The 16,497-nt window shown below is 52.1% G+C and carries 16 protein-coding genes; all 16 read right to left on the reverse strand.

Translation table 11 applies throughout. The features are described from left to right. Positions 1–191: 191 nt before the first annotated feature. Positions 192–665, reverse strand: a complete 474-nt coding sequence (locus ACTOY7_RS13660) for a hypothetical protein (protein WP_482671419.1) — start codon at positions 663–665, stop codon at positions 192–194. Further along, positions 666–989 (reverse strand): DUF7768 domain-containing protein, encoded by a 324-nt coding sequence (locus ACTOY7_RS13665; RefSeq protein ID WP_482671420.1) that lies wholly within the window; start codon positions 987–989, stop codon positions 666–668. Positions 990–1,447: 458 nt separating this feature from the next. Beyond that, entirely contained in the window at positions 1,448–2,377 is a 930-nt protein-coding gene (locus ACTOY7_RS13670) for a DUF5688 family protein (RefSeq protein WP_482671421.1), read from the reverse strand. Beyond that, the gene (locus ACTOY7_RS13675) at positions 2,370–2,498 is read right to left on the reverse strand and encodes a hypothetical protein (RefSeq protein ID WP_482671422.1); all 129 of its coding nucleotides are present in this window, start codon (positions 2,496–2,498) and stop codon (positions 2,370–2,372) included. The genes ACTOY7_RS13670 and ACTOY7_RS13675 overlap by 8 nt, the downstream gene beginning before the upstream one ends. Then, a complete protein-coding gene (locus tag ACTOY7_RS13680; RefSeq protein WP_482671423.1) occupies positions 2,482–3,303 on the reverse strand; it encodes a DNA-methyltransferase in 822 nt (273 codons plus the stop codon). The genes ACTOY7_RS13675 and ACTOY7_RS13680 overlap by 17 nt, the downstream gene beginning before the upstream one ends. Before the next feature lie 68 nt (positions 3,304–3,371). Continuing rightward, positions 3,372–4,196, reverse strand: a complete 825-nt coding sequence (locus ACTOY7_RS13685) for a hypothetical protein (protein WP_482671424.1) — start codon at positions 4,194–4,196, stop codon at positions 3,372–3,374. Between the two features lie 5 nt (positions 4,197–4,201). Further along, positions 4,202–5,179, reverse strand: coding sequence for a hypothetical protein (locus ACTOY7_RS13690; RefSeq protein WP_482671425.1), 978 nt, complete (start codon positions 5,177–5,179; stop codon positions 4,202–4,204). 44 nt (positions 5,180–5,223) lie between these two features. Then, on the reverse strand, positions 5,224–6,213 hold the full coding sequence (locus tag ACTOY7_RS13695; protein ID WP_482672695.1) for a hypothetical protein: 990 nt from the start codon (positions 6,211–6,213) through the stop codon (positions 5,224–5,226). 13 nt (positions 6,214–6,226) lie between these two features. Next, positions 6,227–7,258: a DUF3991 domain-containing protein gene (locus tag ACTOY7_RS13700; RefSeq protein ID WP_482671427.1), complete on the reverse strand. Its 1,032-nt coding sequence runs from the start codon at positions 7,256–7,258 to the stop codon at positions 6,227–6,229. Continuing rightward, a complete protein-coding gene (gene metK / locus ACTOY7_RS13705) occupies positions 7,258–8,418 on the reverse strand; it encodes a methionine adenosyltransferase (protein ID WP_482671428.1) in 1,161 nt (386 codons plus the stop codon). The genes ACTOY7_RS13700 and metK overlap by 1 nt, the downstream gene beginning before the upstream one ends. Before the next feature lie 515 nt (positions 8,419–8,933). Then, positions 8,934–9,140 (reverse strand): LPXTG cell wall anchor domain-containing protein, encoded by a 207-nt coding sequence (locus ACTOY7_RS13710; protein WP_482672315.1) that lies wholly within the window; start codon positions 9,138–9,140, stop codon positions 8,934–8,936. A 98-nt stretch (positions 9,141–9,238) separates the two neighbouring features. Next, a complete protein-coding gene (gene ltrA, locus ACTOY7_RS13715; RefSeq protein WP_482672696.1) occupies positions 9,239–10,918 on the reverse strand; it encodes a group II intron reverse transcriptase/maturase in 1,680 nt (559 codons plus the stop codon). Between the two features lie 490 nt (positions 10,919–11,408). Then, positions 11,409–14,000, reverse strand: coding sequence for a SpaA isopeptide-forming pilin-related protein (locus ACTOY7_RS13720; protein WP_482671746.1), 2,592 nt, complete (start codon positions 13,998–14,000; stop codon positions 11,409–11,411). A gap of 64 nt (positions 14,001–14,064) precedes the next feature. Then, positions 14,065–14,520 carry a gamma-glutamylcyclotransferase family protein gene (locus ACTOY7_RS13725; RefSeq protein ID WP_482671755.1) on the reverse strand — a complete coding sequence of 152 codons (456 nt, stop codon included), beginning with the start codon at positions 14,518–14,520 and terminating at the stop codon, positions 14,065–14,067. A 59-nt stretch (positions 14,521–14,579) separates the two neighbouring features. Next, positions 14,580–15,527 carry an amidoligase family protein gene (locus ACTOY7_RS13730; protein ID WP_482671747.1) on the reverse strand — a complete coding sequence of 316 codons (948 nt, stop codon included), beginning with the start codon at positions 15,525–15,527 and terminating at the stop codon, positions 14,580–14,582. Between the two features lie 242 nt (positions 15,528–15,769). Then, positions 15,770–16,393, reverse strand: coding sequence for a hypothetical protein (locus tag ACTOY7_RS13735; protein ID WP_482671748.1), 624 nt, complete (start codon positions 16,391–16,393; stop codon positions 15,770–15,772). Positions 16,394–16,497: the final 104 nt, after the last annotated feature.

The following is a 16,497-nucleotide window of genomic DNA, read 5'->3' on the forward strand; positions in this document are numbered from 1 at the left end:
TTCTCATTTTGTAATTAGTCCTGAAAAGCAGGTACGATATTTTTCTGTTAAATTTTATATGCTATGGTGTTCTCTGCTTCCGGGGGCTTGGGGTTCTCCCCAAAGTTGCGTTTGGGATATCCAAACGCTATGCTTGCCAAACCAGTTCCAGCGTTTGTTGGCACTCCACCCGGCAGATTCCATGCAGGCTTTCACCGTTCCCTTTGCTGCTTCTTTTCCGGACAGATCAGTTTCTTATAATCCTGTGCCATCTTCCCCATCATCCTCCAGGGATCTGCGCCGTCCCCGACACGGTCCGTATATTCTCCGATGGGCATTCCCGGCAGCTTTTTCCGGCCCTCTTTCCAGAGATACAGCACATCCTCCTGCCGGCCGTTGGCCATGACCGTCTCAATCCGGACATGATAAGTCTGATATTTCTCCGGGAGGAACTCGTACATAGAATTCTCGATCAGTTCATAAAACTGGAACCACGGTAATCCGATTCTATCTAAAAGTCCCAGCTGCTTTCCCAGCTTTTCCAGCTTTTTGCGGCCTCTCCTCAAGGGATCTTCCATCTCCGGTGTTTCAATCCCCTCTACATTTCTGAGATTTTCCATGTCCTGGATCCATCGCCTGAGCCCGTCAAATACGGTCCGCAGCCGCTGTCTCTCCTTCTCTTCCATCTACTGTGCCTCCTTGATCCTGACCAGCCCGTCCAGCGTGGTGCAGATGATATGGAGCCGGTCTGCCATGCTGATCTCCGTGTTCATCGTTCCGGTCAGCTCTTTTCCGCAGACCACCACCATCCGGCATCTCCGGAGCACCATATGGGACATTCTCTGGAACGCCTGCATATCCTCTGCCTCCCCTTCGTCCAAATATGGAGCGAAAACAAACTGCGGACAGATCGGTACATATCCCAGTTCATAGATCTTCCGGCAGTATTTCTGCATTTTTGCTTTTCCTACGTCTGCAGGACAGCATACATAAGCCAATGCTTTCTCCATGCTGCAATCCCTCCTTTCTTCCATAGGCATCCCATGGGATGCCTGATCTGATTCTGACGGCCGTTCTGAGCATCCTATGGGATGCCTTGTTCCATTCTGACGGCCATTTCGAGCATCCTATAGGATGCCTTGTTTCATTCTAACGGCCTTTTCGAGCATCCCATGGGATGCCCTGTTCCATTCTGACGGCCATTTTGAGCATCCGATTGGATACCCTGTTTCACTCTGACAGCCGTTTCGAGCATCCGATTGGATGCCCTGTCTCATTCTAACGGCCATTTCGAGCATCCTATTGGATGTCTTGTTTCATTCTGACAGCCGTTTCGAGCATCCGATTGGATGTCCTGTTCTATTCTGATGGCTGTTCTGAGCATCCTATTGGATACCTTGTCCTATTTTGACGATTCTTCCGGGCATCCAATAGGATGTCTGTTCTGTCTCAGACATGTCCGGCCATCTCACCGGGCCATCTGCTTTTCTGCAATCTTACATTTTTGCAGTGTGCCGGTCTTACCCTGGAACTCGTAGACATCATTCCCCAGCCGTTCCTCCGGAGCCACCTGCTTCTGGTTGACCTCCATCACCATCCGTTTCAATTCCGCTGGTGTAAAGCCTGCCTCTTTGGACAGAATCAAAACCTCGTGCACACTGGAGGGCAGGATATAGAAATCCCCTTCCATCTTTTTGTAAACCTCCTCCAGCACTCCTGGATACAACACGACTGCCGCACCTTGATCCCTAAACTGGTTGGTAAGAAGATACGGGCCGTCCTGATCCATGGATTCCCCTTCCGGCATTTCCTGCCCAGAGATCTCGTATATTTCTGACCAAAGCGGTTTGAATCTGATGCCATCTTCTTTTTGGGAATTTTCCAGGGCTGTTTCAAAAAGCTCCTGCTCCGACACACCCCACTGTTTCAGGTTCTTGTGTGTCACACGCATCCCAAAGTTTCCCTCCTCGGTCCTTGCAATCTCCACATATACGACCTCTGCCCCCACCGGATGCATTCGATAAGGCCCCTCTTCCAGATAGGCTGCATTCTGTTCCCGGCCTGCCAGGCGGATCCTCAGCTTTCCTTTCATTTTTTCATAATCCGCCACTTCGGATTCCGTGATGTCCGGGGGCTGACTTTCCAGGCATAGATCCACAAGTTCGCCGCAGATCTGAGAAAGCGCTTCCCCCCGCAGGTACTCCTGGTAGTACTCGTCAAGATAGACCGTAATGCCGATCCCTGTTCCCTGTTCCGAGACCATAAGCCCTCTCTTGGAAATATTATTTTTTTGTGCTGTATACCAGGAAATGGTATAATCCCCTTGTTCCTGGAATGCTTTCTCTGCCAGCGTTTTCATCTCCTCCTGGAATGTCCGGTAGTCCATCTTATCACCCATGCCGTTTTCCCCCTTTTTTCTTTCTGGTTTTCTGTTCCCACATCCTGGCCAGAGCTTTCCATGTTTTTTCATACCTTGTGTTTGGCTTCCAATCCAGCACAATCTCAGTTCCCTGCTTCATCGGCTCCGCCTTCCTCCTGTCTGCCCGTCTCCAGCGCAGAGCGTACCCGCTCCGTCCCCAGGGCGTAATACGTATCGGTGACTTCGATCCCCACCGCCTCATAGCCTTCCTCCACCGCAGCCAGGATGGTGGTCCCGGAACCAGCAAAGGGGTCTAAGATCCGCCCTCCCGGCTCACAGATCTGGATCACGTCCTTCATCAGCTGCAGGGGCTTCTCCGTCACATGGATCCGGTTCTGGGGATTCCCATACCGGAATACTCCCGGTAAGCACGCCACCGGCCGGCTGAGCGGCATGGGGCCGTTGCTCCCCCACACGATGTATTCTGCCTGCTGGCGGAAACGGCCTTTCTGGGGGCGGGAGCTTCCTTTATCCCATACGGCCGTCCCCCGCCAGATCCAGCCCGCCCACTGCAGGGCATCGGTGATGGAGGGGTACTGCCTCCAGTCTATAAATAAACAGATCGGCGCTCCGCTCTTGCAGGCTTTCCGGACATCCAAAAGCCACTCCGCCATCCAATGGGTCCAGGATCGCTGGTCCTTGTTATCCCCGTCAAAATCCGGCAGGGCATTTCCGGAACGCATGCTGCTGTATTTCTGGTTCGTAGTCCGGTTCCTCTCATTCTGCTTCGTACCGCCGGAAGCATAAGGCGGATCTGTCACTACCGCGTCAAAGATTTCCGGCCGGAAGGCTTTGACCAGCTGTAACGTATCCCCATGCAGGATCCTCCAGCCTTCTCCCCCTGCGGATTCCTCCGGGTACATCCCTTCTTTCAATAATTCCTCCAGTTTCAAGCTTTTCTCCATAGGCATCCCTTCCTTTCTTTTTCCTGTATTTATAAACTGTGTCATGGATTCCTTGTGTATGGGATCTTTCATCGGCACAGATTTTTCTTCTGTTTCTGCTTTCTCTGATCTCTCTTTTCCCTGGCACTGCTCAGTTCCGTTTCCACATATTCACTGATGATCCCCAGCGCCTCATGGTAACTGCCTGCCTGGAAAACCCGGTCATACATCTCATCCGCTTCCTTTCTCTGGCCATTCCTGGAAAGCAGCCCGCCTGCGTCAGCTACGATAGAAAAGATATTTCCCTCATGGCCGATGAGCTGCAGCCTGGGACGTTCCTTTTTTACTTGTTCGCATGTATCGTCTTTCTCCGGATCTGCTGCTTTCTCATTTTCCGGATCCGGTTTCTTCCCTGCTGTCTGCATCCGGAACTGCATTCCCGTTCCCTGCCAGAAATGTACATTCAATGTCCCGCCGTCTACCCGGATGTCCCTCTGTTCGAATGCTTCTCCCCAGCCATCGCTGTACTGGCCGGTAATATAATCACACAGTTCCTGCAGTTCCCCCGCCTCCAGGTTTTCTTTCATCCTTAACGTGGTACAGCCATACAGAACTCCTTCTGCACTTTCTACGGAAACGATGGCAGACTCCACCTTTTCTTTGATGGGATCACTGCCATGGAAATATTCCATCAGGTTACAGACCTCTCCGCCTTCCTCCAGGCGATTCTCATGGTCTACCTGCTTCTGGATGGCTTCCATATACGGCATGAGGTCCCTGCCGTCCAGCAGTTCCCCGCCGTGATCAACTTCCTCTTCCCAATCGGATGCTTCCTCCTGGAAAAAATCGCCTGTCAATGGCGTCAGGATCTTCATTTCCATTCCATCCCATACAGCCTCCGTTTCTTTCCCCATCTGGTTCACCTCCCCTGCTCTTTTGTCTGTTTCGTTTTCTTCCCTTCCGTTTTCTTCCCTTTCGTTTTCTGCTCTTTCAGATTTCCTGTTTTTCTCGCACTGACCGGTTCGATCTCTACATATTCCCTGATGATTGCCAGTGCCTCCTGAAAACGGTTCCCGGTCTCCGTAACCCGGTGATACAGGCCTTGTGCTTCCTCCCTCCTTCCATGCCGGTTTAACAGCTGGATGGCATCTGGCAGCACAGAAAAAATATTTCCTTCCTGGAGACGAACCTGCAGTTTCAACCGGGGCTTTCCCGGATCCGGGGGTATCGGCTTCTGGTCTGCTGGAGCCGGTCTTTTCCGTCTCTCCGGGGTGGGTGCCTCTACCTCGTTCGTCTGCAGGAAGAAGTCTATGTCCCACGTGTCACAAAACCTGACATTGATAAATCCGTCCTCTACCCGGATATCCGTCTGCTCCAGCGAATCCCCCCAGCCGTCACTGTACTGTATGGTGAGATGCCCATACAGTTCCTCCAGTTCCCGGGGAGTCAATGGCGCTTTCAAAAGCAGCGTGGTACAGCCGTACAGCACATCTTTGATCTTTTCTACGGAGATCCCGGCACGCACGGTCTTCTCCCGGAGCGGCAGGCTGAGGAATTCATCCTCCATCGGGTCAAAGGGATCGCCTCCCGGGATCTCCGGCTGGTTCTCCCTGTCCACCTGCTTTTTGATCGCCTCCTCATACCTTGCCAGATCCTTTCCATTCAGGTCTCCCTCCCTGTCGCCCACGTAGTGTCTCCATCCCTGGCTGTCCTTGAGAAAATGGATCCCTGACAGCGGGCTGAGGAGCTTCATCTGGATGTATTTCTTTGTCTGGCTGTTCTCCTGTTCCGGCTGGATCCGTTCTGCTTGCTGGGGCTTGACGTGTTCCGGCTGGGTTCGTTCTGCTTGCTGGGGTGTAATCTGTTCCGTATTCCTTCCGCTTTTTATGTTCCTCATCTCCTATCTTGGCTGGATTCCTATTCCCCTGTCGGATTTCTGTATCAGCGTTCCATGCCGTTTTTTCCTCTTTCTCTTTGCTGAAAGTTTTCTGGCGGCCGGAACTTCTTCTCCTCCATCCGGACATTCCGTTTCCCGTTCTCCATGATCAAAACATCTTCCGTAGGGTTTTGATAGGTTTCTCCCGGAAATATAGTGTCTTTGATGATATATCTCCCGCAGACCCTCCCGTAGATCTGGCTGTTTCCGGCGATCAGCGGGGAAAATCCTTTTCCATCCTTTTGGATCACGGCTTCCCCGCAGCAGACCGCATCGTCATAGATCCAGCATTCCCCCTCCTGGGACAGGTTCCGTTCCGATTGGACATAGCCTCCCAGATCCCCCGCCGCGATCCATTCATTGACCGTTTTCAGTGCCTGGATCCGGTGGAGCCAGGGGTATCGGGGATGGGAATGCTCCGTGATCTTATATTTCTTCTGTAAGGTAAATGTATATACTCCGGGCGGCCGAAACCAAAAACACAGGATCCCTCCTGCAACGGCGATCCTGCTGTCTGCGAAATGCTCTCCCCAGCCTTCTGAAAACCTGCCCTCCACATAGGCGGACAGCGTCTGTAATTCCTCTTCGGAAAGATGTGCTTTTGTCTGAATCTGGAGCCATCCACACAAGGTACTTCCTTCCCGGGAAACGGAAACATCCGTCCAGTCGATCTTTTCCCGGATCTCCGATATCAGCCCCTCTTCCAAAAGCCTCCCATTGTCTGCCGGGGTTCCTTCTCCCGGCCCTCCGATCTCATGGAGGAATGCCTGGATCTGCAGCGGGTAATGCCTCAGCCCTTTTCCTGACAACGGGATCCTGGTTCCCATCGGACCGCCTCCATAGAAAACGCCGCTCACAGGGATCCTCAGCCTGTAGGTCTCCGGCGCTTCCCTTGTGGATGTCCATCCTCTTTCCACCGCTTGTTCCCTTTCTGCTGTTGGTTCCATTTCCTCTGTTCGTTCCTCTTTCATATACTTCTCCGCGATGTCCTTCACCTCCCATTCTCATTCATCTCACGTTCTGCCTGGACAGGCTTCTTTTCCGCTCCATCTCCCACACTGCCAGATCTCCATAGTCCGCTCCCTCTGTCTGTGGCAGGTTTTCCAGGATCCGGTAACGGGTTCCATATGCCGCTTTGATCTGCCCGCAGGCCCATCTCCCGGCAAAATCATTGTCCATGCAGATCTCGATCTCCTCAACCTCCGGGTGGAGTTTCAGGAACTGCACCAGCGCCGGAGGATCCTTTGCGTGCTTCCACGCAGGATTCCTTTGATTTCTGCTTCCCCCGGTTTCCTGGATCTGTGCTTTTTCCCCTGCATTCCGTGCTTCTTTCGGCGCGCTGATGCCTCCCAGCGCAAGGCGGTATTTGTCTGCTTTTCCTCCTTCCAAGGTCATATGGGCCAACGCGTCAATGCAGGCTTCATAGACTGCCACCCGGATGCTCCCATCGCTTGGAGGTACACAAAACGCATACTTCTTTTCACTCCCGGCCTGCTCGATCCGGAAGGCCTTGCCGTCTTTCTCATAAATTCCTCTCAGGAAGGCATACCTGGGGTTCTGTGCTTCATCCATCCCAACAAAAACAGCATTGTGGTACGGGGCGCTCTCATATAAAATCCCCAGCTTCCTGCAATACCGGATCACTTCACTGCTGATCCCCCTGCTGTTCAAGTATCTCTGCACACGGCTGCAGTTTCGGAACGGCTCCGGCAGCACAAAGGGCTTCTTCGGCCTTTCCTCCGTCTGGTCAGGCGGACAAGCCAGTGAGGGATTCTCCTGCAGTAACATCTCCACCGCTTCCCGGAACTCTATGCCGTCTACACGGATCAGAAAATTCAATGCGGAGATCCCGCCGATGTCCCTGGACTTCCAATGCCATTTGCTGGTGATCCCGTTGATCTTGAAGCTGTCATGGTCGGTCAGCTCCCATTCATTCCTTGCGGAGGATCTTTTCAGACGACCGGGCTGGTGCTTTTGCAGATACTCCATGGCCGTCACTGATCGGACGGCTTCCAGCTGCTCTTCCCCAAACCAGGGCATTAAAGCAGGGCCTCCCGGAGCTGTTTCACCCGGTCAGTGCGTTCCCATGGGAACTCCTTCCTGCCGAAATGCCCATAGGCGGCAGTCTGGCGGAAGATAGGTCGTTTCAAACGCAGGGTGTCGATGATCTGCTTCGGGGTCAGTTCGAACACCAGGGGAACTGCCTGGGCCAAGCAGTCATCCGCGCAGGCCTTGCCGGTCCCGAAGGTATCCACCTGCACCATCACCGGCTGCGCCACCCCGATGGCATAGCCCAGGGATACCTGGCACCGGCTGGCCAGCCCTGCGGCCACCATATTTTTTGCAATGTATCTTGCCATGTAGGCCCCGGAGCGGTCTGCTTTGGACCCGTCCTTTCCGGAAAAGGCCCCGCCTCCGTGGGGCACCTGGCTGCCATAGGCATCCACCATCAGCTTCCTCCCGGTGAGCCCGGTATCGGCATCCAATCCGCCCTGCACGAACCGCCCGGAGGGATTGACCAGGATCCGGGTGTTCTCATCCGGCGGGAGCAGGCGCAATGCCGGAAGGAGTACTTTCTCCCGGATCTCCTTCTCCAGCTTCCTCATATCTTTTTCTTCCTCATGCTGACAGGAGACCACCACGCTGTCCAGACGGAGGGGCTTTCCATTGTCATATTCCACCGTCACCTGTGCTTTCCCATCCGGCAGGATCCCTTCGATATACCGGCTCTTCCGGCAGGCGGACAATTCCGCGGTGATCCGGTTTGCCAGCACCGCAGGCATGGGCATTTTCTGCGGGGTTTCCTCACAGGCATAGCCGATCATGACCCCCTGATCTCCTGCGCCGTATTCGGATTCGAAGGCGGGTTTTTGCACCCTCTTCCGTTTTTCCAAAGGGCATGCCAGCGCTCCGGCGATATCCGGGCTCTGGTGGTGGATCCGTGCTTCCATGTGGATCTCCCCGGATGGATATCCGACCTTTTCCAGGACTTCCTTTGCCGTCCAGAGCACATAGGGTTCATATTTGCTGGTGATCTCCCCGGCGATCAGGATATGCCCCCTGGTCGCCAGCACCTCGCATGCCACTTTTGCCTCCGGGTCCTGCTTCAGGCACTCATCCAGGATGCTGTCTGCGATCAGATCGCAGAGCTTATCCGGGTGGCCTTCCGTCACGGATTCCGCTGTATAAAATCGTTTCATAACCAATCCCTTCCTTTCCAAAAAGGGCAGGGGACGTTCCCTGAATCCAGGGGACATCTCCTGCCCGGTATTTTTTATTGCTGCTTTCTCTTTTTATTCCTTATGGCTGCAAACAAGACGTTGCGCTTGGTTTGTAAACACAGCGTTGCACTACAACCCACATACGCAGTTTCGAACACTTTCTCCCGGAGTTTCGAACACCTCTCCTGTGGAAAACCCTTTCCATTGTCTCAGATTCTGCACTTTTCCGGTACTTTCGAACACTTTTTCCTGCAGATTTCCGGTTTTGGAGCCCTTTTTTCCACAACAGGACACGCTTCGTTTCCATTTGTGTACTTTCCTGGGACTTTCGAACACTTCCCACCGGGTACTTGTGAACACTTCCTGCCACAACTCCCGTACTTTCCCCGTACACCTGGACACGCTTTGTCGCATGTTCCACACTTTTTAAGCACTTTCAGGCACCTGATCTGCCGGAATCTCTGTATCTGATGGGGCGGTTCACCTTTTCTGGCCTATCTCCTTCTCCTGCGGAGCAGCAGCACGACAAGTAGGGTGAATGAAAGCAGGGATACGACAAGCAGAACCACCGGCAGATGCATGGCATCCCCTGTCTTGGGAGCCGTTGTTTGATCTGATCCTGAATTATTACCCGGTTTGGATGCCTTTTCTGATCCCCTGGCATTTTTCATTTCTATGGACTGGACTTCCTCCGTATCCATGACGAGGAACTTAGTCGGCTAAGTCGGGGCGGTTACCCGCCCTTTCTCGCCTAAGAACCGTACATGAGCGTTTCCACTCATACGGCTCAAGCATTTCATCACTCTTTCGAGCGGCTCTCAAGATAGATTCGTTGGCAGTCAGCATGAACATACGCCATGTTAGCCACTTCCTCCTTGCCACCGCAGGACTTTGGTACTTTAAAGAAAATTTCCCTCTCGTCCGAAATATCCAGTGGCATTCCACAGTGATAGCAACGGCCATTTTGATTCTTCCAGATTAGTTTGAATCTTCCTGAAAGTTTCTTCATTCCCTGATTAAACTTGCGTTGCTTGAAATACTCCGTATCAAGGAACGGATTGGCTGCTTCCCTTACTTTTGTATGACGGACAATCGGCGTATGGTCTACCCGTATCAGCTCTTTTGTGTCCGTAGAGAATACCCAATTCTGGTTGCCCCTGCGGTGCCAATACTTTGTGGAAACCCACCATTGCCCTTTCTTCGGATGCCGTCTTTTCGCCCATCTCCACAATAACTCATAGAGAATATAGTCCAGATGTGCAAACGCTTCTGCCGCACACACAGACTGGTGGTAATTCGTCCATCCTCGGATTTGTTGGTCCAGTTTCATAATCAGCACATCCTGATTCCATGCTTTCCCACGTTTCAGTATCGTGTCAGATAAATTCCTCACGACTGCCTGTATGGATTTCTTTGACGGCTTCACAATCAGCTTTCCCTTGAATTTTCGGAATGTCCAGCCTAACATATCGAATCCGTCGTTGATGTGGGTAATCACCGTCTTTTCTTCTGACAGTTCCAGCCCCCGTGTTTTCAGAAATTCACGGATTAACCCTTTGGCTTCCTCCGCAATCTCTTTTGTTGCCGCCGTGACTATAAAATCATCAGCATAACGCACAAGGTTGACTTTGCTCTTGTTGTGGACAAAGGCGCTCACTTTCCCCTTTGCACTTAAGTCAAAGCGGTTTATGAGTATTTCCTGCATACCGTCCAGTGCCATGTTCGCAAGAATCGGCGAGATAACGCCGCCCTGCGGAGTGCCGTCCTCTGTCGGGAACAGCTCACCTTTGAAAATAAATCCTGCTTTCAGGAATTGTTTCAAGATAGATTTGTCCATAGGGATATTCTCTATCAGCCATTCATGGCTGATGTTGTCAAAACATCCTTTGATGTCGCCCTCTAAAACCCATTCGGGCGATACTTTGCGTGACAGTGCCGCAAAAATATATTCGCAAGCGTCCTGACAGCACCGCCCTTTTCTGAAACCAAATGATTTCATGTCGGCGGTTGTTTCTGCCACTGGCTCTAATGCAAGAGCGTACAACGCCTGCATTGCCCTGTCATACATAGTTGGAATCCCTAACGGACGTTTCTTTTTCTTATCTTTCTTCTCAATATAGACACGTCTTAACGGCTTTGCTTTGTAGCCTTTGTCTGTCAATGACATGACAGCCCTCATCTTCATTGCAGGTGTTGACCAGATTTCTCCGTCCACCCCTGCGGTTTTCTTTCCTTTGTTTGTGGTCACACGCCTTACGGCGAGTGCTTTTGCATAGAACGAGTGCGCCAGTAGATACTGAAGCCGCTTCACTGTGTTCCATTTCTTTTCCTGAGTTGCCTTGACAATCCTGACTTGCAGCCTATTAACTTCCTGCTCCGCTTTCTTCCAGTCGATAGTTTTCCACTGCATAGAAAGCCGCTTGCTGTCCAATAATCTCTCAGAAACTGGCGTTTCCGTCGTTGAATTATTACCGTTCATAGGTTTACCTCCATTCTTTGCCATGAAATACCGTAGGATAAGTCTGCACCCTTTCGGGTCAGGGCAAATCTTGAACCCCTATGCCCCGCCATTACAGCAGAGCCGTTCGCTTTTTATCCCGTTCCTCTACCCTCTGTGCCATTTCTCTGCCTTACGGCTTCGATACCTTAAATATAAGGAACACATAGGGCTTACCAAGTTCCGCATAATAAATAATTGTGAATGCCTTAGACGCCATCTTTGAGCCGGGAGGAATCACGTCCATTTGTTACGGTGTTGAGAAACTCACCGCAACCACCTCCGCACCTTTTGGTGTAAGTGTATCAGCCTTATTTCACTTATTCCCTGTAACGACTCTTACAATGGTTCACTTTACATTCGTCATAGCACTCTTATCCTAACAGTACGCCCGACTTAGGCTGTCAGGTTTCCCATATTGTCCCACAAGCTTCCCACCTGAACGTTACCATTCACGCAGATTGTGGTAGGATTACCCCAAATGGATAGGGTAGCTGACGACCAGCAATTTATTATGCGACTTCTTGTCGCACATCTCCTTCGGGATCACATATCCCTTCGGTGCAGCGGTTTCCCGCAGGGTCAGTTCCTCATTGGCCGGGAGCTTCTCCACACGGTACGGCTTCCCGTCTGCCTCCCATTCTTTCAGGACAGTTCCGTTCTGGTCAACGATCTGCAGGACGGCATCGGAAAGCTCTTTTCCCGTAGTCTGGTCCTGGACGGAAAGATCAATCCTGGAATATCCATCCTTCATCTCCACCTTTGCGATGCTTTCCTTCGATACCTGGAACGTGAGGTCTGAGGCCGATACGTAGCCCTCCTGATAAGGCGCCATTTCTTCATGTAACGTGTACTCCCCTTCCGGTAATCCAAGGATCATATGGGCTTCCTTTGTGCTGGTCCATTCTTCCTTCAGGTTTCCTTCCGGATCCAAGACCTGCAGCACTGCGCCTTCCAGCAGTTCCCCGGTAACTGCATCAACCTTGGAAATCTGTGTTTCTGTGATGGGTTCTTCCTGTCCGTCCTGTTCCCGGACATCATATACCGTCAGTTCCACCCTTTCCTCCTGTTCCACATCCACCGGATACACATTGGAATCCAGGAGATACTCCTCCGGGGCTTTGATTTCCTTCACATAGACCTGCCCCAATCCCCTATTGATGGGATCACTAACCGTGTTTCCGTTCTCCCCGGTCTCCGGCAGTTCCATCAGCAGGTCTTTGCCTGCTGGATCCTGATAGATCCCATACACGGCACCTGACAGCGCAAGGCCCGTATCCCGGTCTTTTTTCAGCAGTCGGATCTCGGCCTGACTCAGCCAGTTCACCGTCAGGCGGACCGGCTCTGCAGGCTGGGAAGCAAACACACCGGTGTCAGCTTTTCCTTCCCGGGAAGCCAGAAACCGCATCTCCCAGTGATCTTTAAGGGAACCGGACAGTTCGCCGGAGTCATAGGATCCGGTGACCTGCTTGTCAGCAGAAAGATAGAAGGAATCGCCTCCATAGATTGTGATGGTTCCATCGGTAATCGTGGAGTCTTTTGTCACGTTATGGCAGGTCATATTTTTAGGAATGCTCAGTTCCATAAAATTCCTACTGTTCCCATCTAGCCGGATCTCCGGTGTCCTCTGCACCTCCCCTTCCCGGACTGCATCTACAGACGCCGCAGAGAGGGACAGCCTGTTGCTGGGCGGAGCTTCCTGTCCGAACAGGAACTGCAGATATTCGTCTATCTCTGTATCTTGCAGCTCCTCCGGCAGATATCCTGCCGCTTCGCCCTGCCCTTCGTATGCGCAGCTGGCCGCAACCTGGGTATACACATATTTTTCTTCCTTGCTCTTTCCAGAGAGACATTCCCCGGTCAGGTCCCCTTCGCCGCCGTATCCATAGTACAAAACCTTCTGCAGGGTTTCATTGGATTCCAGCATGGAGGATACGGCATCTACGGTAAAAGGCTTCGAATCCTGCGCTTCCAGACAGTATGCTGTCTCACCGTTGATTCGGAACAAACTGGTTTTATGATCTCCGAGAGAAACCGGGGATTGGATCTCTTCCCCTTTCTCCACATGGACAGTGGAATCTACAGTCCCGGAAGCATTTCCGGCTGCGGAAACAATCAGGATCCTGCCCTCTGCAATGTCTTTGAGCAGCCTAGACAGGGATTCCTCCGTATCTCCCTTCCCACCACTGATGGTGATCTTCCCATTTCCTGTATCCTGCGGTTTATTTTCCGGCTGTTCCTCCGGCTTAGAATCCTTATCCGGATCCGCTTTTTCATCCGGGTCTTTCTTAGAGCCAGAATCGAGATCCGTCTGGTCCTCTTTCTTAGAACCGGAATCTGCATCCGATTCGTCCTCTTTTTTCGAGCCGGAATCTGCATCCGATCCATCCTCTTTTTTAGAGCTGGAATCGGGATTCGTCTCATCGTCTTTCTTCGAATCGGAATCTGCTTCTGATTCGCCTTCTTTTTTCGAACCGGAATCCGTATTTAACTCGTCATCTTCCTTAGAGCCGGAATCCGGATCTGATCCTGCATCCTTTTTTGTTTCTACCCCATCCTTGGAATCTGCCCCGTCCTCCGGATCGGTATCCGTTTTCTGTTTTTCCCCGCCGTTGTCTGACACATGTGCGCTCCCTTCGGTATCGGTCAAAATGATCTTCCGGGTGACTACGTAGCACTCTCCCTGATCCTTCGGGGTCACCAGATAACTGGCGGTATAGCTTCCTGCCCTGTAGGACTGGTATTCGCTTCCGTCATCCCCGATCGCCTGATAGAAAGAAACCTCATCCTTCTTAGGGTCAAATACAATCCCTTCCAGGGAGGTCCCTATGGAAAAGGTTTGATCCTTCACCTTTTTGACCAGGTCCTTTGCCGTGACACGGTGCTGTGCCTGGGTGGGCTCCTGCTGATTCTCCTGCTTTGCCTTCTCCTGTGTTACATGTTCCTGCTGGCTGGAAAGTTCCCCTGCCGCATGGACAGCGGGCAGGTTCCCTGCCGGAACCAACCCCATGACCAGTGCCAGCCCGAAGGCCGCCAGCCTTGTTTTCATTTTATCAAATGTCATTGCATTCTCCTTTTTTCTCTTTGAAATAATTCCAACCGTACTGTTTCAAATGGTTCCCCCGCTCTTATCGTTCCCGATCCCTACGGCACTTCGTGTGCTCTCCGGCTTCCTTTTTTGTCCAGCTCACTGCATCCCGGACTATCTTTGTCGGGATCCCGTTCTCCCTGCAGCCCTCCAGGATTCCCCGCAGGTACAGCCCGGACGGGCTGGCCAGCTTTTCTTTATAGGGCGCGTTCATGACATAAGCCATCACGTCCATCTGCATGCCTGCTTTGTTCCGCACACGGACCTCCTGCTTTCCATACAGGCGCGGATACCCTTCGTATACATCCAGGGTCTGCTCGCATTCCGGCGTGATCTCCCATAACACGCCTTCCACCTGGCCGCCTTCCTCCGGGAAAATGGTCGCCACCCCACTCCCCGGCTGTATCCCGCAGAATACGAGCCGGTAGTCCTCCAGGCGGACCGTTTCCACCACCCTGGCAGCCGGACACCGGAATTCCATCTGGTCCAGGTTCATGTTGCTTCCATAGGCAAAATAATATGCATTCTCCTTCGTTCCATTCACCTCCCTTCCATCTAACGTTCCTCTCCTATACGGTTTCTTTTCAAACAATTGTACGTGCTTTTGTCATACCTCCATGCTTTATCTCCTTCCAGATTTTCCAGCAGGTGCTCCCGGACATTTTTGTATTCCGGCCCGATCAGCCCCAGTCGGAGCAGGAATGTGCGGAATGTGAAACAGGGATTCTCTGTGATCTCCGTTTTCTTCATATGGGTACACTTCTGGTTGATCGCCTGGGCAGAAATGGCAAGTGCCAGCGTGATATTCGCCCGCACCTTTCCTGCGTGGAGGGTACTCTCAAAGCACCGCCATTCCAGAGTCCCTTTGGAGAAAACAGCATGCAGGTTGAGGGCATAATACCGTGTACAGTTATAATGCTCATGGCTTCCATCCCCTCCCTCGTACCATGTCCGCTTCAGCTTTTCCATGGAAATGTTGCTGTTCGGCATCCTGCGGATCTTCTCCAGCACCATCGGCCGGACTTTCTGGCAGTATTGTTCTTCTCTTCTGGTTTGCACTTTCAGTGCCCGGAACAGGATATCTTCCTTGGAATACATGATCGTCAATGCATTTTTGAGGCTCCTTGCTGTATGGTTGGATGCGTCCACATGGACATGCATGCCGCAGGAGGGGTTCACCCTGGCTCCGTTCCTCCGCAGACACCGCACCACTTCCTGCAGCTTTCCCATTTCCTCATAGGTGAGCTTGGGGCTGACCATTTCCGTGCAGTATTCCGATTCTGCCGGAACCATCCTTCCGCCTGCACGCCGCTGTGCAGAAATGCTGGAATCATACACAAATTTCCACTCCTTCCCCTCCCGGTCCAGCAGACGCCAGGAATCGTAGGAGTGCCTATAATAGACGGAGGTGCCGAACAGTTCCGCCACTACCTGGGCCGCATGCTCCCGGGTGAGTCCCGTCATCTCGATCTCCGTTCCGAAGTATTGCTCTTTCAGATCCATCCGCATCCCCCTTTCCTTCCTGTGCTGACTGCATACAGAAAAACTGCCGCTGGCCGCCTGGATATGATGGTATACTTAAGGCTGACCGTCGGCGGCTTTTTTGCATACGATGGTATGGAACAGGATCTCCCCACAAAAAAACGGCATGCTGTTTCGTCCCATGCCGTTTCCGTGTGGACCGGGACACTTGGATCCCGTCCCTGGTCATACTCTTTTTTTGTATCCGGAATCCCCGGATCCTGCTATGCAATGTCCGCTTCATCGGGTTCCGGTTCGAAGGACTCTTCGATGTCTGGTTCCTGCTCTTCCGGTTCCTCTGGTGCTTCTGTATTTTCCGAGGTTTCTGTTTCTACATTCTCGGATGCTTCCTGCGGTGCTTCTCCAGCTTCTGCTGATTCACAATCACATCCTTCTCTAGCTTCTGCTGATTCGCAATCGCATATTTCTTCGGTTTCTACTTCCTCTGATCCTTCTCCGGTTTCTACTTCCGCCAGTTCAGATACTTCTTCGTTTTCTGTCTCCGTGCTTTCCGGTTCTTCCCCTTGAGATGGTGTCCCGGACACGGTTTCTCCGAATTCCGCTTCAATCTCTTCGATTGCCCGTTCGAGCAGTTCGATCAGGAAATCCTTCTGCTTGCATCCTTTCTTTGCTACCGCCGCCTTAAACCTTTCGAAGAGTTCATTTGATACCTGTACTGCCACTGTCCTCGTTACCATGCTCACTTGTCCTCCTTTTTCTGTGAAATGCTCTTCAATCACCTGCTGGATGAATTGCTGTGTACTGATCTCCCGCTGTTCAATCTCCTGCCGCACTTTCGTGTGCAGTTCCATCGGGATCTTCCCGCAGATGTTCTTCATCTCTGCCATTCCGGGTTCCTCCTTTTCTTTTGTTACATACAGGATACTGGAAAACCAGATGGATATCCATTCACAATACCCAACAAAGATAGGGAGCCAAAATGCAGCATACC

This window comes from Schaedlerella sp., from assembly GCF_056796775.1.

Bases quoted from the DNA above. Each gene is read 5' to 3' on its own strand.
- ACTOY7_RS13660 (WP_482671419.1), bottom strand. From the start codon at position 665: ATGGAAGAGAAGGAGAGACAGCGGCTGCGGACCGTATTTGACGGGCTC.
- ACTOY7_RS13665 (WP_482671420.1), bottom strand. From the start codon at position 989: ATGGAGAAAGCATTGGCTTATGTATGCTGTCCTGCAGACGTAGGAAAA.
- ACTOY7_RS13670 (WP_482671421.1), bottom strand. From the start codon at position 2,377: ATGGGTGATAAGATGGACTACCGGACATTCCAGGAGGAGATGAAAACG.
- ACTOY7_RS13675 (WP_482671422.1), bottom strand. From the start codon at position 2,498: ATGAAGCAGGGAACTGAGATTGTGCTGGATTGGAAGCCAAACACAAGG.
- ACTOY7_RS13680 (WP_482671423.1), bottom strand. From the start codon at position 3,303: ATGGAGAAAAGCTTGAAACTGGAGGAATTATTGAAAGAAGGGATGTAC.
- ACTOY7_RS13685 (WP_482671424.1), bottom strand. From the start codon at position 4,196: ATGGGGAAAGAAACGGAGGCTGTATGGGATGGAATGGAAATGAAGATC.
- ACTOY7_RS13690 (WP_482671425.1), bottom strand. From the start codon at position 5,179: ATGAGGAACATAAAAAGCGGAAGGAATACGGAACAGATTACACCCCAG.
- ACTOY7_RS13700 (WP_482671427.1), bottom strand. From the start codon at position 7,258: ATGCCCTGGTTTGGGGAAGAGCAGCTGGAAGCCGTCCGATCAGTGACG.
- metK (WP_482671428.1), bottom strand. From the start codon at position 8,418: ATGAAACGATTTTATACAGCGGAATCCGTGACGGAAGGCCACCCGGAT.
- ACTOY7_RS13710 (WP_482672315.1), bottom strand. From the start codon at position 9,140: ATGGATACGGAGGAAGTCCAGTCCATAGAAATGAAAAATGCCAGGGGA.
- ltrA (WP_482672696.1), bottom strand. From the start codon at position 10,918: ATGAACGGTAATAATTCAACGACGGAAACGCCAGTTTCTGAGAGATTA.
- ACTOY7_RS13720 (WP_482671746.1), bottom strand. From the start codon at position 14,000: ATGACATTTGATAAAATGAAAACAAGGCTGGCGGCCTTCGGGCTGGCA.
- ACTOY7_RS13725 (WP_482671755.1), bottom strand. From the start codon at position 14,520: ATGAACCTGGACCAGATGGAATTCCGGTGTCCGGCTGCCAGGGTGGTG.
- ACTOY7_RS13730 (WP_482671747.1), bottom strand. From the start codon at position 15,527: ATGGATCTGAAAGAGCAATACTTCGGAACGGAGATCGAGATGACGGGA.
- ACTOY7_RS13735 (WP_482671748.1), bottom strand. From the start codon at position 16,393: ATGGCAGAGATGAAGAACATCTGCGGGAAGATCCCGATGGAACTGCAC.